Origin of the sequence: Deinococcus grandis (assembly GCF_001485435.1) — a bacterium.
GTDB classification, from domain to species: domain Bacteria; phylum Deinococcota; class Deinococci; order Deinococcales; family Deinococcaceae; genus Deinococcus; species Deinococcus grandis.
Genome location: NZ_BCMS01000002.1, coordinates 282,161 through 297,710 on the forward strand (window position 1 = coordinate 282,161; position 15,550 = coordinate 297,710).

A 15,550-nucleotide genomic window follows, 5' to 3' on the forward strand; every position below is an offset into this window, starting at 1 on the left:
CGACCTCTGAATCCGGCGGTCAGTCCGGCCGGTGGGGGAGGTCCGGCAGGGGCTGYGGCGGCGTGACGCTGGGGAGGTCCGGGTCGGCGTGGGGGGGCTGTTCGGGCAGGATAAAATGAAGTTCGGTGCCGTCGCCCGGCGGCGGCTCGAGCCAGATGCGGCCCCCGCGGGCCTCGACGATCCGGCGGCACAGGGCCAGTCCGATGCCGTTCCCGGCGTACTGGTCGCGGGTGTGCAGCCGCTGGAAGATCACGAACACCCGCTCGGCGTACTCGGCGGGCACGCCGATGCCGTTGTCGAGAAGCGTGAAATGCCACGTGTTGCCGACCTGCGCGGCGCTCAGGCGCACGCGGGGCGGCACGCCCGGCCGACCGAACTTCAGGGCGTTGCCGATCAGGTTCAGGAACAGCTGCGTGAACTGCGTGGGGTTGAGCGTCAGGGTGGGCAGCGGCCCGACCTCCACCTGCCCGCCGGTCTCGTCCAGCAGCGCCTGGAGTTGCGTCAGGACGTCCCGCACGAGGACGTTCAGGTCCGTGCGGGTGGGTGGGGTGGCGCGGGCGTGCAGGCGGCTGATGGCGAGCACGTCGTCGATCAGGGTGGACATGCGCTGGGCGCCGTCCACGATGATCTCCATGTACCGCTGAGCCCGGGCGTCCAGGTGCGGTCCGTACCGGCCCTGCAGCAGCTGCGTGAACGACCCGATGGTCCGCAGCGGTTCTTTCAGGTCGTGACTGGCGACGTGCGCGAACTGTTCCAGGTCGCGGTTGCTGCGTTCGAGTGCGGCGGTGCGGCCCAGCACCCGCTCTTCCAGGGTGTCGCGGTCGCGCTGCACGCGTTCGAGCAGCGCGGCGCGGACGAGCGCGGTGTGCAGCAGCTGCGTGAAGGTCGGGCTGAGCGGGCCGGGCGTGTCGCCGGTGCCGCGCAGCAGCAGGGTGCCCACCGGGTCCCCGTCGTGTGTCAGGGGGGTGACGTGCCAGCCGCCGATCTGCGCGGCGCTGCCCGGCGCGCCGCGCAGGTGGCCCAGCAGCGCCGCGTCCTGGAGTGCGGAGAGCGACTCGGGGAGGGGCTCGCCGGGCAGCAGCAGCAGCGCGTCGCTGTTCAGCAGGTCCGGCGCGGCGTCCCGCGCGGCGCGCTGCACCTCGCGGCGGGTCCGGGCGGCGTTCAGGGTGGCGGCCAGGGCGTACAGTCCGTTGAGCTGCCGGGCGTGTTCGCGTTCGCGGGTCTCGATCTCCCGCCGGGCGGTGTCGTCGTACAGGTACACCGTCTGCCCGCCCTCGGCGGGGAACACGCGGGCGTGCAGCCAGCGGCCCTGCGGCGTCAGGAGGTCCGCGCTGCCGCCCGCTCCGCCCCGCAGGACGTCCGGGAGGGCCGTGCCGTTCAGCCAGTCCAGCCGCAGCAGTGGCGTCCCGGCACTCAGGTCGTCCGCGCCGAGCAGCTGCCGCGCGGCCGGGTTGAGGTTCACGATGGTCAGCGGGGCGTCCACGAGCAGCACCCCGTCGGTGATGCTGCGCAGCAGCGCCGCCTGCTGCGTGCTGGCCTTCTCCAGCGCCCGGCTGAGCCCGTGGGTGTTCAGCGCCGAGAGGGCCGAGCGGCGCAGCGTGTCGGGCGTCAGTCGGCCCTTGACGAGGTAGTCCTGCGCGCCGGCCCGCATGGCCTGCACGGCGATCTCCTCGTCGCCGACGCCGGTCAGGACGACCACCGCGCAGTCCGGGCGGACCTCCTGCAGGAATTCGATGCCGGTCATGTCCGGCAGCTGGTAATCGAGCAGGATCAGGTCCGGCACGGTGCCGCGCAGCATCCCGGCGGCCTCCTCGCCCAGGCTGGCCTGACTGATCGTCACCTGCCAGTCGGGCCAGCCGCGCAGGTACCGCAGGTACGTGGCGGTGTCCTCCGGGCTGTCGTCCACGACCAGGACGTGCAGGGCGCGCGTCACGCGCCCTCCGCCCGGTTCGGGAGCTGCGCGGCGTCCAGCCAGAAGTCCAGCGTGCGGCGCAGCTGATCGGTGAACTGCGTGAAGTTCACGGGTTTGGTCAGGTAGCTGTTGGCGCCCAGCGCGTAGCACTCGTTCACGTCCCGCTCGCTGGCGGAGGTGGACAGCACCACGACCGGCAGCGTCCGGGTGCGCGGGTCGGCCCGCAGGGCGCCCAGCACCTCCCGGCCGTCCGTGCCAGGCAGGTTCAGGTCCAGCAGGACCAGGCTGGGCCAGTGCGGCGGCGCGCTGAGCCAGTCGATGGCGTCGTCGCCGTTCACGCAGCGGTCCAGCGGCAGCGTGCGCTCCAGGCGTCCCAGCGCCCACTGGATCGCCTGGAAGTCCTCGTCGCTGTCCTCGACGATCAGCAGCCGGTGTTCGCTCACGCGACCTCGCCGCCCTGCAGCGTGAAGTAGAAGGTGGTGCCCTCACCGACCGCGCTGACCGGCCAGATCTGCCCGCCGTGCCGCTCGATGATCTTCTTCACGATGGTCAGGCCAGCGCCGGTCCCGCCGCCGTACTGGTCGCGGCCGTGCAGGCGCTTGAAGATCCGGAAGATGTTCTCGAAGTGCCGGTCGCGGATGCCGATGCCGTTGTCCCGCACGAACAGCACCCACGCCTGGTCCGGCACGCCCTCGGGGACGATCAGGTCGCCGCGCTCGCCGGGAGGCAGGGCGCCCACCTCGATCCGGGGCGGTTTGTCGTTGTACTTCACGGCGTTCGACACGAGGTTGTTCAGGACCTCGCCCACCCGCACGCGGTCCACGGGCAGGGTCGGCAGGGCGCCGCGCGTGACCTCGGCCCCGGCCTGCTCGAACCGCGCGGACAGGATGTCCAGCACGTCGGCCAGCACGTCGTTCAGGTCGGTGTCGCGGACGTTCAGGTCCACGCGCCCCACCCGCGAGTACAGCAGCAGCGAGTCGATCAGGTCGTCCATGCGCTGCGTGAGCCGCACCAGCGTGTTCAGTTTCGCCACGCCGTCCTCGTCGAGCTGCTGCGCGTAGGCTTCCAGCAGGAACACCGAGTAGTTGTGCAGGCCGCGCAGGGGCTCTTTCAGGTCGTGACTGGCGATGTACGCGAAGGCGTCCAGGTCGGCGTTGCTGCGCTCGAGTTCCTGGTTGCTGCGCGTCAGGCCCTCGTTCAGGTCGCGCAGTTCCTCCGCGCGGCGCAGCACCAGGCTCAGCAGCGCCCGGCGCAGCGTCCGCGCCGCTGAGATCTCCTCGGTCAGCCACGGGGCGCTGCGGCCGCGGACCGTCTGCTGCCACGCCTCGAAGGACCGCCGGGGGCTCAGGCGGGCGCTGCCGTCCTGCGCCACCTCGGCCGGTTTGTTCGGATCGCCGCCCCACGCGACGGTCTGCAGTTCCTCCGGTCGGAACCACATGACGTAGTCCCCCCGCAGGCGTGAGAGTTGCACCGCCAGCAGCCCGCTGGCCGACTCGGCGTACGCGGACGCCGCCGGAAACAGTTCGCCCAGCGAGTGGGTGTGCAGCACCTCGCTGTCGGGCTGGGTGCGCAGCCAGTCCTGCAGGGCGCGCAGCTGCTCGGGGTCCGGCGTGCGGCCCAGCCGGATCACCTGCCCGTCCAGGCACACGGCGGCGCCGCCGGCGTCCACGAAGTCCAGCAGTCTGGAGTCCTGCCCGACGAGCGCTTCCAGGAGGTCCGGGGTGTGCGCCAGGCGTTCCATCAGCTGCGACTGCGCGGCTTTCAGGTGCAGCTGGTACGACTGGTCCTGCTTTTCCTGCCACGCGCTGAGCTGCACGCTGGCCACCTGCCCGATCAGTTCGCAGGCCGCGCGGACGTTCGGGCTCAGGGCGCGCGGGGTGTTGTGGTGGCAGGCGATCAGGCCCCACAGTTCGGGGCCGCGCAGCAGGCTGATGCTCATGGACGCCCCGACGCCCATGTTCCGCAGGTATTCCAGGTGAATGGGCGAGACGCTGCGCAGCACGCAGTAACTCATGTCCAGCGCCGCCTCGCCCGGCTGGGCCAGCATGGGGGCCGGGTCGTAGTTCACGTCCGTGATGATCCGCAGCATGTTCAGCACGTACAGCGCCCGCGCCTGCTTGGGAATGTCCGACGCGGGGTAGCGCAGCCCCAGGTACGGCGTCATGCCCGGCGCGCAGCGTTCGGCGATCACCGTGCCGGTCCCGTCGTCCGCGAACTGGTACACCATCACGCGGTCAAAGCCGGTCAGCGCCTGGATGTCCTGCGCGGCGACCTCGACGAACCGCGCCAGGTCCGGCGCGGCGTTCATGCGGGCCAGCGTGCCGCGCACCAGCGTGTACGCGTCGGCATGCACCAGCGCGCCGGGCAGCGGTTCGAATTCCAGCACGGTCAGGTCGTCCAGGCGGTGCGCGGTCAGGTCGAAGGGACCGCGGTCCCGGACGGGCGCGGTCAGCAGGAACAGCGGGTTGCGGTCCAGTTCGCCGGACGCCAGCGCCCCGTTCACCTGCGCGGCGAGGTCGGGTTCGAGCAGCGTGTCCAGCGTCGCGCCCAGCAGGTCGCCCGCCGGGGTGCCCAGCCGGTCCGGGACGTTCGCGCTGAACTGCACGATCCGGTCGCCGCGCAGCGCCACGAGCGCCCCGTGAGGCTGGACCGCGCCCGGCACGTGAATCGGTTCGCGGTCGCAGTTGGTCAGGTCCACCGGGGCGTCGAGCGCGGTGACGCGGGCTGGTTCGTGGGTCATGAGGCCTCCGTGTGGGCGTCAGGATGGGTGAACAGGTCGAAGGTCAGTCTGGCGGCCTGCACGGCCCGCGTGGCGAACTCGGCCGGGTCGCCCGCGGCGGCGTGACGGGCGTCCAGCAGTGTCCCGAAGGTCCGCCAGCGCGGCCCGACGGCCTCGCCGTAACTGGCGTGGAAGTGCAGGGTCGCGTCGGGGAAGCCCGCGCGGCGCAGGTGCCGCGTGACGACCTGCCCGCCGAGGGTGGCGCCCTCGAGGACGTACGCGCAGCCCCAGGCGTCCGCCTCGTCGGCCAGCCACGCGGGCGGCGGGAGATCGGGGTGCGGCGCGTGCCCCAGCGCCCGCAGGTCCAGGTCCAGCAGGGGGGTCTTGCGGCGCGCAGGCAGATCCAGGGCCGCCCAGTCGCTCGCGGGCAGCGCTCCACCCAGGACGCTCTCCAGGGCCGTTTCCAGTGGTGCCTGCCGGGCGCGCTGCCAGGCGAGCAGCGCCGCGTACTGCGCGCGGGTCAGCGTGGGCCGCAGCAGGTCCAGGGCCTGTTCGGCGCGGGTGTGCTGCGGGCGCGTCTCGCGCTTCAGGCGCGCCAGGAGGCCCTCAGCGCCGGAATCGACAGTCATGCCAGAACCGCACGAAACGGTCGATCTGCTGCACGAACCCCGGGAAGTCCCGACTCTTGACCATGTACGAACTGGCCAGCAGGTCGTACGCGCGGGCCACGTCGGTCGCGCTGTCGCTGGTGGACAGGATCACGACCGGCAGGTGCCGCAGGTCCGCGGAGGCGCGGATCTCGCGGATGACGTCGAAGCCGCTCATGCGCGGCATGTTCAGGTCCAGGATCACCACGTCCGGCAGCGTCCCGGCGCGGAGTTCGGCCAGCGCGCTGGGGCCGTCCTCGCAGGTCCGCACGCGGACGGTCGCGCCGTGTTCGGCGAAGGCCTCCTCGGCCAGCAGGCGGTCGGCGGGGTCGTCGTCGATCAGCAGGACATTCAGAACCTCCGGCGGGGCGGTCGTCATCGGGGGCATCCTCGCGTATTCATCGGTGCGGCGAGCCTACCAGGGTTGGACAGACGTGAGACAGGACAGGCGTACGAAAAAGCCCTGAAGATCAAGGCCGAATGAAGGCGGGCCCGGCTTCCCCCGAAGGGGGCACATGTCGGATTTCCACAGGTCCCGCGCCGCGCCCATGCCAGAATCCAGGCTGTCCGCCCCAGCCGCCGTTCCGCACCGATCCTGCCCCCACCGGGCCCGGACCACCCACCCAGTCCTTCCCCCCCAGACTCACGTCGTTCCCCGCCGCCCCAGGACGGTTCACCATGCAGCTGTTTCTCCCACCGTTCACGCTGTGCCTGCTCACGGTCCTCGCCGCGGGCGCGCTCGTCCGCGTGCAGGCGCGCGCGCAGATGCTCGCCGGAGGAGTGACCCGCCGCACGCAACTCCTGGCCGGCGTGATCCTCGGCTCGGGCCTGTGGGGCGCGCAGGTCGTCACGCTGCGCACCCAGGACCTGACCGCCCCGCCCGCCACCGCCGCCCTGCACTGGCTGGTCAGCGTGGGTATCAGCGTGGGCTTCCTGCTGTGGTACCGGCACCACGTCCTCGACCGGCCCCTGCGCGTGACGGGCGCGCTGATCCTCAGCGTCACCGCCACCCAGGCCGCCGGGCTGAGCGGCTACCCCGTCCCGCTGTCCACCGCGCACGCCCCGCAGGTCCTGACCCTGTTCGCCCTGGGCGCCCTGACCTCGCTGGCCGCCGCCAGTCTGGTCCGGCGGCCCGGCCTGAGCGGCGCCGCGCAGCTGGCCGTCGTCACCCTGGGCCAGAGCCTGATGATCACGCTGATCACCCTGGCCGCCGCGTCCCTGCTGCCCGCCGGGGCGCCCGTCCCCACCGACACCCTGCCCACCCTGGCGCTCGGCACGGCCGCCGCGCTGTTCCTGACCGTCGCCGCCGGACTGCTCGGCGACCTCCAGTACCGCCGCGCGCAGCGCCTCACGGCCCTGGTCGCCGAACGCACCGCGGAACTCCAGGCGGAACGCGACTTCCACGTGGCGCTGCTCGACAGCCTGAACGACCAGATCGTCATCGCCGACGCCGACGGGCGCCTCGCGCAGCACAACGCGGCCGCCGCGCGGCTACACCGCCGCCCACCCACCGGGACGCTCGCGCCCGACTGGGCCGCCACGTACGGCCTGCACACCCCTCAGTTCACGCGCCTGCTGCGCCAGGACGAGGTGCCCCTCTACCGCGCCCTGACCGGCGAGGTCGTCCGCGACGCCCTGATCGGCATCGACACCCCGGCGGGCCGCCGCATCGTCACCTGCAACGCCACGCCCGTCACCGGCGCGGACGGCACCGTCAGCGGCGCGGTCGTCGCCATGAACGACGTCACCGAACGCGAACGCGCCCAGCAGGAACTCGCGCGGACCGCCACGCAGCACGCCGAGATCATCGAGTCCCTGGACGAGGCGCTGCTGCTGCTCGACCCCGACGGCCGCATCCTGTCCCGCAACGGCCGCGTGGGCGAACTGCTCGGCGAGCACTGCGCGGCCGCGACCACCCTCGCGGACCTGCTCGCGCCGCTCACCGTGCGCGACACGCAGGGCCGCCCCCTGGGCGGACGCAGCCCGAACTTCCGCGCGCTGCTGGGCGGCGCCGCCCGCTCCACGCAGTCGATCATGCACGTCGAGCGGCCCGACGGACGGCACATGTGGCTGCACAGCCGCGCGCAGGCCACCCACCACAACGGCGAGCTGAGCGGCGTGCTGTACCTGTTCCGCGACGTGACCGACCAGCACGAACTGAACGAGCAGCTCGTGCGCGTCACGCGCTTCGCGCCCCTGACGGCCCTGCCCAACCGCGCGCACTTCGAGGACCTCGCCGCCACGCTGCCCGCCACGCCCGGCCGCACCCTGATCGTCACGCAGTGCCTGAACGTGACCGACCTGCGGGCCGTGCACGGCGCGCTCGCCGACGACCTGACCCTGGCGTTCACCCGCGCGCTGCGCGCCACCTACCCCGACGCGCTGCTGCTGGGCCAGCTGGACGACCACACCTTCGCGCTCGTCCTGCCCGCCCCCGAAACCCGCGTGCGTCCCGGACTGCTCGCGCCCCTGACCCTGGACCAGCGCCAGCCGCCGGTCTTTCCCCGCGTGCGCGCCTGCGCCCGCCCCTGGCCGTCCGACGAGGCCGTGCAGCCCGCCCTGCACGCCGCCGAGACCACCCTGACCGTCGCGCCCGAGGGCGCCCTCCTGACCGCCGAGGACCGCCACCTCGAGGACCGGCGGCGCCGTGTGCAGCTCGAGAACGCCCTGCGCCGCGCCCTGACCACCGGGGACTTCCAGGTGCAGTACCAGCCGATCATCGACCTGACCACCGGCGAGGTCGTCAAGGCCGAGGCGCTCGTCCGCTGGGAGGACCCCGAGGCGGGCCGCGTGCCGCCCGACGTGTTCGTCCCGCTGGCCGAACAGCTCGGGCAGATTCACGTCATCACCGACCTCGTCATGCGCGAGGCGCTGCGCGAGGCCCGGCGCGCCAGCGTCACCCTGCGCCGCCCGCTGCGCATCGCCGTGAACCTCTCGCCCAGCGAACTGAACGCCCCGGACTTCATGGACCGCCTGCACTGCCTCATGCACGAACACCCGGACGCCGCGCAGCACCTGACCTTCGAGGTCACCGAGAGCGGCGCCCTGGTGAACCTCGAGCAGACCGCCCGGCACCTCACCACCCTGCGCGAGTGGGGCTTCGGACTGGCGCTGGACGACTTCGGCACCGGGCACTCCGCGCTGAGCGTCCTGCAGCACCTGCCCATCCATCACCTGAAACTCGACCGGACGTTCGTGTGGGGCATCGAGGGCAACGTCCGCCAGCAGATCCTGACCGGCGCCGTCATGGAACTCGCCGCGCGCCTGAACGTCGAGGTGATCGCCGAGGGCATCGAGACCGCCACGCACGAGGCGATCCTGCGCGGCATGGGCTGCAGCCTGGGCCAGGGCTACCTGTACAGCCGCCCGCACGCCGACCCGGACTGGGCCGCGCTGGACGGCTGGCCGAACGTGTCGTGACCAGCCCGCCGGACCACTGGACAGCTGTGCGAATTGCGAGGCCCGGCACGCGCCGCATGAGAAACCCCAGGTATCATGAAGGCAATGACCGCGTCCGAAAGCACCCCCGCGCGGCCCGAAGTGGCCCTCGACCCCCCCCTGTTCAGCGGCGGGCAGGGCGACCTGCAGTTCACATACCTGCACCAGGTGCACGACCTGAGCCACGACTGCATCAAGATCGTCAGCCCCGACGGCGCGCTGCTCAGCATGAACCGCAACGGCCAGCAGGCCATGCAGGTCGACGACTTCGCCACCTGCCAGGGCGCCGACTGGCTCGGCTTCTGGCAGGGCGAGGCGCGCGAACCCATGCTGGCCGCCTTCGAACGCGCCCGCGCCGGGCACGGCGCCCACTTCTCCGGCTTCTGCCCCACCATGAAGGGCGAACCCCGCTGGTGGGACGTCACCATCGCCCCCCTGAACGAACCCGCCGGTGACGGCGCGCCCGGCCCGCTCGTCGTGATCTCCCGCGACATCACCGGCGAACACCAGGCGCGCGAACAGCTGCGCCTGCTGAACGCCACCCTGCACGACGAGGTCCAGCGGCAGACCGAGGCCCTGCGCCGCGAACGCCAGACGCTGCTGCAGACCAACGAGGAACTGGAGAACATCGCGTACTCCATGTCCCACGACCTCCTCACGCCCGTGCGGCACATGCTCAGCTTCGCCCGGCTGGCCCGCACCGCCGACGCCGACAAGCGCGAACGGTATCTCGGCATCATCGAACGCAGCGCCGAACACCTCAGCGGCATGATCGAGGGCGTCTTGCGCTTCAGCCGCGCCGGACGCCACGCCCCGCAGGTGCAGAGCGTGAACCTCGCCGCCATCCTGCGCGACCTGCAGGTCGAACTGACCGCCGGGCACCCCGTCACCTGGGACGTCGCCGAGCTGCCCACCGTCAACGGGGACGCCGCGCAACTCAAACAGGTGCTGCGCAGCCTGTGCCACAACGCCCTGAAATTCACCCGCGACCGACCCGACGCGCGCGTGCAGGTCCGCGCCGAGCAGCGCGAAGGCCACTGGCACGTGACCGTCACCGACAACGGCGTGGGCTTCGACCCGGCCTACGCCCACAAGCTCTACCGCCTGTTCCAGCGCCTGCACCACCAGACCGAGTACCCCGGCGCCGGCGCCGACCTCGCCACCGTCCGCCGCATCATCGACCGGCACGGCGGACAGGTGTACGCCAGCGGCGTGAGCGGCGAGGGCGCCACCTTCGGGTTCACGCTGCCCACCGACCCGGTCCACGCACCCACCTGACGCCCACCACCGACCGGCATACCAGAAGCGGAAAGGGGAGACCATCCACTGGTCCCCCCTTCTGCTTTTGGTGTCGCCGGTCAGTCGGCCGCGACCGGGGTGCGCGCGGCGTTCAGCGGCAGCCCGTCTGCTCCGAGGGGTTTTTTCAGGATGCCCAGCATCAGGGTGCTGACCACGGTGCCCGCCACGATCGCCGCGACGTACATGGGGAGGTTCGTGACGGCGTTCGGGATGAACAGCACGAAGATCCCGCCGTGCGGGGCGCGCAGCAGGCACCCGGCGGCCATGCTGATCGCCCCGGCGACCGCGCTGCCGACCATCAGGCTGGGAATGACGCGCAGCGGATCACGCGCCGCGAAGGGAATGGCGCCCTCGGTGATGAACGAGATGCCCAGCACGCCCGCCGCCTTCCCGGCCTCCACCTCGTCCTTCGTGAAGCGGTTCCTGAAGATCAGGGTCGCCAGGAACAGCGCCAGGGGGGGCGTCATGCCGGCGGCCATGGTCGCCGCGATCGGGCCGTAGACCTTGGCGCCCAGCAGACCGGTGCTGAAGGTGTACGCGGCCTTGTTGATCGGGCCGCCCATGTCGAAGGCCATCATGCCGCCCAGCAGCGCGCCCAGCAGGGCGGCGCTGGTGTTGCCCAGGCCCTGCAGCCACGCGGTCAGGCCGGTCAGGGCCGCCGCGACGGGCTTGCCGATCACGAACATCATCAGCAGGCCCACGCCCAGCGTGCCCAGCAGCGGCAGGATCAGGGTGGGTTTCAGGCCCTCCAGGGTGCGGGGCAGTTTGATGCTGCGGGTCAGCCACAGCACGAGGTACCCGGCCAGGAAGCCCGCGATGATGCCGCCCAGGAAGCCGCTGCCGGTCAGGCCTGCCAGGAAGCCGCCGATCATGCCGGGCGCGAGGCCGGGCCGGTCGGCGATGGAGAACGCGATGTACCCGGCGAGGACCGGGACGAACAGGCCGAACGCGCCGTTCGCGCCGATCTTGAAGAGGGTGTTGCCGAGCGTCCCGGCGTACTTGTCCTCGTAGATGAAGATGCCCTGATCCCCGAACTGGAACGACCCGATCGCGAAGGCCAGCGCGATCAGCAGACCGCCCGCGACCACGAAGGGCAGCATGTGCGACACGCCGGTCATCAGGTGCTTGTAGAAGGCGGGGGTGCCCGCGTTCTTCGCGGCTTTCGCGGCGGCCGCCTGCGCGACGTAGTCGGGACTGCTGGCGGCCGCGCCGCCCGCCGCCGTCACGCCGTGCACGGCCGCCTGCGCCTGCGCCGCCGTGATGACGGCCGCGCCGTCCTTGATGGCGGGCTTCGTGCCGGTCACGTACACGCGCTTGCCGGTGAAGCGCGACAGGTCCACGTTCGTGTCCGCTGCGATGACCACCAGGTCCGCGCGGGCGATGTCGTCGGGGGTCAGGGTGTTCCCGGCGCCGACGCTGCCCTGCGTCTCGATCTTCGCGGTGAACCCGAGTTTCCTCGCGCCGCCCTCCAGGCCCTCGGCGGCCATGAAGGTGTGCGCGATGCCGGTGGGGCAGGCAGTGATGCCCACGACGTGCAGCGGCCCGGCCTGCGGCGCGGCGGCGGGCGCCCCGGCGCTTCCGGCGCGGGCCAGCAGCGCGCCCGGATCACGGATGGCGTCCTGCGTTCCGGCGCGCACGATGGTCTTCCCGGCGAAGCGGGATTCGTCCACGGCCACGTCGGTGGCGAGGATCACCAGGTCCGCCTGCGCGATCTGCGCGGCGGTCAGGGTGTCCTGCGTGCCGACGCTGCCCTGCGTCTCGACGTGCAGGGTGTGCCCGGCCTGGGCGGCGGCGCGCCGCAGCGACTCGGCGGCCATGAAGGTGTGGGCGATGCCGGTGGGGCAGGCCGTGACAGCGACAATCTGAGCCATATGTTCTCCTGAGAGTGGGTTGTGGGTTGTGGGTTGTGGGTTGTGGGTTGTGGGTTGTGGGGGGCAGGGGTCAGGCGGTCAGGGACCCGGCGGGCTCGACCTGCACCTGCGCGGCCAGGGCGTCCAGTTCCGCGCGGGGCGGCAGGTGCGCGCCCAGGCGGGTGATGCTGCCCGCGCTGAAGGCTGTAGCGCGCCGCGCGGCGCTGTCCAGGTTCAGGCCGTCCAGGTGGGCGCTGATCAGTCCGGCGACCGTCGCGTCCCCCGCGCCGACGGTGCTCTGCACGGTCACGCGCGGTGGGCGGGCGAACACGGCCTCCCGGGCCGTGACCAGCAGCGCGCCGCGTTCACCCTGCGACACGGCGACCAGTTCGGCCCCGCGGCGGATCAGGTCGCGCGCGGCAGCCAGAACGTCGGCGTCGGTGGGCAGCGGGTGCCCGAGGGCCGTTTCCAGCTCGTGGATGTTCGGTTTGATCAGCTGCGGCAGCGTGTCGGCCGTCAGCGCGGCGCGCAGGGCTTCGCCGCTGGTGTCCAGCGCCACGAAGCGCCCCTGCTCGCGCAGGCGGGCGACCTCCTCGGCGTAGAAGCTCGCGTGGACGCCCGGCGGGAGGCTCCCGCACAGCGCCACGACCTCCACCCCGGCGGGCTGCGAGCGCAGCGTCGCCTGCAGGTGCGCCAGCGCGCGGGCGCTGACGGTCAGGCCCGGCAGGTTCAGGTCGGTGGTGTCGCCGCGCGCGGGGTCCACGATCTTCAGGCCCACGCGGGTCGCGCCGGGCACCCGCACGAACTCGTCGCTGACGCCCTTGTCGCGGAACAGCGTCTCGAACGGCGCGGCGTTGTCGCGGCCCAGCAGGCCGGTCGCGGCCACCGGGGCGCCCCAGTCGGCCAGGATGGCGGCCACGTTCACGCCCTTGCCGCCCGCGTCCTGCTGCGCGCCCTGCGCGGCGTTCACCTCGCCCCGCTGCCAGCCGCCCGCCTGCACGGTCAGGTCCAGCGCGGGGTTCAGGGTGACGGTCAGGACGCGCGGGGTGACGCTCACGCGCGGACCTCGCCGGGATTCAGGGTGCGGGTCAGGGCGCGCACGCTCGCCGCGTCGGGCTGCGTCAGCGCGCGGGCGGCCAGGTCGCGCAGCGCCGCGAGGTCATGCTGCCGCAGCGCGGCCTTCACCGCCGGGATCTGCGGGGCGCTGACTGACAGTTCCTTCACGCCCAGCCCGGTCAGGATCAGCGCGCCGACCTCGTCCCCGGCGGCGCCGCCGCACACGCCCACCCACTTACCGTGCGCCTCGGCGGCCCGCACGGTCAGCGCCACGAGTTGCAGCACGGCCGGGTGCATCGCGTCGGTCTGGCGGGCCAGCTGCGGGTGCAGGCGGTCCATGGCGAGGGTGTACTGCGTGAGGTCGTTCGTGCCGACGCTGAAGAAGTCCACCTCGGGCGCCAGCTGAGGGGCCAGCAGCGCCGCCGAGGGCACCTCGATCATCACGCCCAGCGGGATGCGCGGCGCGTCCAGCTCGGCGCGCACGTCGTCGAGCAGCGCGCGGGCGCGGCGGAAGTCCTCCAGGGTGCTGATCATGGGGAACATGACGTGCACGTTCGGGTGATCCCTGGCGACGCGCACGATGGCGCGCAGCTGCGGCAGGAACAGGTCCGGACGCTCGAAGCACAACCGGATGCCGCGCAGGCCCAGGAAGGAGTTGTCCTCGCGTTCCAGGCCCAGGTACGGCACGTCCTTGTCCCCGCCGATGTCCAGCGTGCGGATGATCAGGGTGCGCTCACCCAGGGCCTCGGCCATGGCGCGGTACTCGCGTTCCTGCTCGTCCTCGGCGGGGACGCTGTCGCGTTCGAGGAACAGGAACTCGGTGCGCATCAGGCCCACGCCCTCGGCCCCGGCGTCGAGTGCGCCGGGCGCGGCGGCGGCGCGGTTGATGTTCGCGGCGATCTCCACGCGGGCGCCGTCGCGGGTCGCGCCGGGGCGGTGCCGGTCGGCGCGGGCGCGGTCCAGTTCGGCCCGCAGCGTCTCCTGCCGGGCGCGGGCCGCCTGCACGTCCGCCGCCGAGGGGTTCAGGTACAGGGCACCCGCCTGCCCGTCCAGGATGGCGGGGGTGCCGTCCGGCACGTCCAGCAGGCCGGTCCCGGCGGCCACCACGGCGGGCAGGCCCAGCCCGCGCGCGATGATCGCGGTGTGGCTGGTCGGGCCGCCCTGCGCGGTCACGAAGCCCAGCAGGCTGCCCTCGCTGAAACGGGCGGTGTCGCTGGGCGTCAGGTCCGGGGCGAGCAGGATCGCGGGGGCCGTGCCCTCCAGGTGGTCCTCGCCCAGGCCCAGCAGGCGGCGCAGCACGCGGCGCTGCACGTCGCCCAGGTCGGTGGCCCGCGCGGCGAGGGTCGGGTCGTCGAGTTTCTGCAACTGCGCGATGCGCTCGCCGCTGGCCCGCTGGTACGCCCAGGCGGCACCGTGCCCGTCCAGCACGAGGTTCACGGCATCCTGCACGGTGCCCTCGTCGGTCAGGAGTTCACGGTGCGCGCGGAAGATCGCGGCGCGGTCGGCGTGCCCCGCCTGGGCCTGCTGCTCGATCAGGCCGTCGAGTTCAGCGGCGGCGGCGTTCAGCGCGTCGTCCAGCGCCTGCGCCTGCGCGGCGGCCTCGCCGGGCTGATCCGTGACGTGCAGTTCGGCCGGGCGGTACACGCGGGTCTGGCCGATCACCAGGCCGTCGCTGGCGGGAACGCCCTCGATGGTCGCCCCGACCTGTGTGGGGCGCCAGTCGGCCTCGCGCCGCACGGGCGCGGCCGGGGCGGTCAGGCTCAGGTCGTCGCCCAGCCCGGCGCGGATCGCGTCGGTCACGGCGCCCATCGCGGCCTCGCTGTCGGCCCGCACCGTCAGGACACTGCCGCGCTTCAATCCCAGGCTGAGCAGTTCCATCAGGCGCAGCGCGTCCGCGCTCTGCCCGCCATGCTCGACGCGCACGCGCGCGCCCAGGCGCCGCACCAGATTGGCGAGCATCGTGCCCGGGCGGGCGTGCATGCCCAGCGGGTTGGGCAGCGTGACCTGCGCGCTGAAGGGCAGCTCCGGTCCGCTGACAGGCGCGGCTTCCTCGGGGGCAGCGTCGCCGGTCAGGGCGCGCTGCACCAGGGCCGGGTCGGCGGTCGTCGAGAGCTGCTCGACCAGCGCGTCGTCGGCCAGCACGCGGGTCAGGCGGCGCAGGATGTCGAGGTGCTCGTCGCTGGCCGCCGCGATCCCCACCACGAGGCGCACGGTCTCGCCGCCCTCGCCCCAGGCGACGCCCTGCGGGAGTTGCAGCACGGCGATGCCGGTCTGGCGGATGAGGTGGCGGGTGTCGGGCGTGCCGTGCGGGATGGCGATGCCGCTGCCCAGGTAGGTGTTCGCCTGACCTTCACGGGCGAGCATGCCGCCCAGGTAGGCGGGGTCCACGTTCCCGGCGTCGGCGAGGAGTGCGGCGACCTGTTCGATGGCGGCCTGCTTGCTGCTGGCCTGCGCGCCAAGGCGGATCAGTGAGCGGGGGAGGTTGATCATGGTTGCTTCTCCTGTGCGGAGAGCGGGACAGCCACCCGCTCGCCTGCCGATTCCTGACGAATCGTGATCAATTTTGAGCAATTTCGATCATAGTTGACACGAGCCTGACCATCAAGTGCCCCGATCACCCTTGCCTGGA

The 15,550-nt window shown here is 72.6% G+C and carries 10 protein-coding genes; 2 read left to right on the forward strand and 8 right to left on the reverse strand.

Annotated elements, in window-relative coordinates; all coding sequences use genetic code 11:
- Positions 1–19: 19 nt before the first annotated feature.
- Genes DEIGR_RS16725 through DEIGR_RS16745 form a run of 5 tightly spaced genes read right to left on the reverse strand, consistent with a single transcriptional unit; the run spans position 20 to position 5,657 of the window.
- Positions 20–1,933, reverse strand: coding sequence for an ATP-binding protein (locus DEIGR_RS16725; protein ID WP_058979203.1), 1,914 nt, complete (start codon positions 1,931–1,933; stop codon positions 20–22).
- A complete protein-coding gene (locus DEIGR_RS16730) occupies positions 1,930–2,355 on the reverse strand; it encodes a response regulator (protein WP_058979205.1) in 426 nt (141 codons plus the stop codon). Before DEIGR_RS16730 ends, DEIGR_RS16725 begins: the two co-directional genes overlap by 4 nt.
- A complete protein-coding gene (locus tag DEIGR_RS16735) occupies positions 2,352–4,652 on the reverse strand; it encodes an ATP-binding protein (protein WP_058979207.1) in 2,301 nt (766 codons plus the stop codon). The genes DEIGR_RS16730 and DEIGR_RS16735 overlap by 4 nt, the downstream gene beginning before the upstream one ends.
- Positions 4,649–5,260 carry a biliverdin-producing heme oxygenase gene (locus tag DEIGR_RS16740; RefSeq protein ID WP_058979208.1) on the reverse strand — a complete coding sequence of 204 codons (612 nt, stop codon included), beginning with the start codon at positions 5,258–5,260 and terminating at the stop codon, positions 4,649–4,651. The genes DEIGR_RS16735 and DEIGR_RS16740 overlap by 4 nt, the downstream gene beginning before the upstream one ends.
- Positions 5,238–5,657, reverse strand: a complete 420-nt coding sequence (locus DEIGR_RS16745) for a response regulator (protein WP_058979210.1) — start codon at positions 5,655–5,657, stop codon at positions 5,238–5,240. The genes DEIGR_RS16740 and DEIGR_RS16745 overlap by 23 nt, the downstream gene beginning before the upstream one ends.
- A gap of 299 nt (positions 5,658–5,956) precedes the next feature.
- Here DEIGR_RS16745 and DEIGR_RS16750 point away from each other — a divergent pair, with 299 nt between their 5' ends.
- Positions 5,957–8,698: an EAL domain-containing protein gene (locus tag DEIGR_RS16750; protein ID WP_058979212.1), complete on the forward strand. Its 2,742-nt coding sequence runs from the start codon at positions 5,957–5,959 to the stop codon at positions 8,696–8,698.
- Positions 8,699–8,782: 84 nt separating this feature from the next.
- Positions 8,783–9,994, forward strand: coding sequence for a sensor histidine kinase (locus DEIGR_RS16755; RefSeq protein ID WP_058979214.1), 1,212 nt, complete (start codon positions 8,783–8,785; stop codon positions 9,992–9,994).
- Positions 9,995–10,074: 80 nt separating this feature from the next.
- Here the strand turns inward: DEIGR_RS16755 and DEIGR_RS16760 are convergent, their stop codons facing one another.
- The 3 genes from DEIGR_RS16760 to ptsP all read right to left on the reverse strand — a co-directional run bounded on the left by DEIGR_RS16760 (position 10,075) and on the right by ptsP (position 15,411).
- Positions 10,075–11,886, reverse strand: a complete 1,812-nt coding sequence (locus DEIGR_RS16760) for a PTS fructose-like transporter subunit IIB (RefSeq protein ID WP_058979215.1) — start codon at positions 11,884–11,886, stop codon at positions 10,075–10,077.
- Between the two features lie 70 nt (positions 11,887–11,956).
- Positions 11,957–12,922, reverse strand: coding sequence for a 1-phosphofructokinase (pfkB, locus tag DEIGR_RS16765; RefSeq protein WP_236704916.1), 966 nt, complete (start codon positions 12,920–12,922; stop codon positions 11,957–11,959).
- A complete protein-coding gene (gene ptsP / locus DEIGR_RS16770) occupies positions 12,919–15,411 on the reverse strand; it encodes a phosphoenolpyruvate--protein phosphotransferase (protein WP_058979217.1) in 2,493 nt (830 codons plus the stop codon). The genes pfkB and ptsP overlap by 4 nt, the downstream gene beginning before the upstream one ends.
- Positions 15,412–15,550 lie beyond the last annotated feature (139 nt).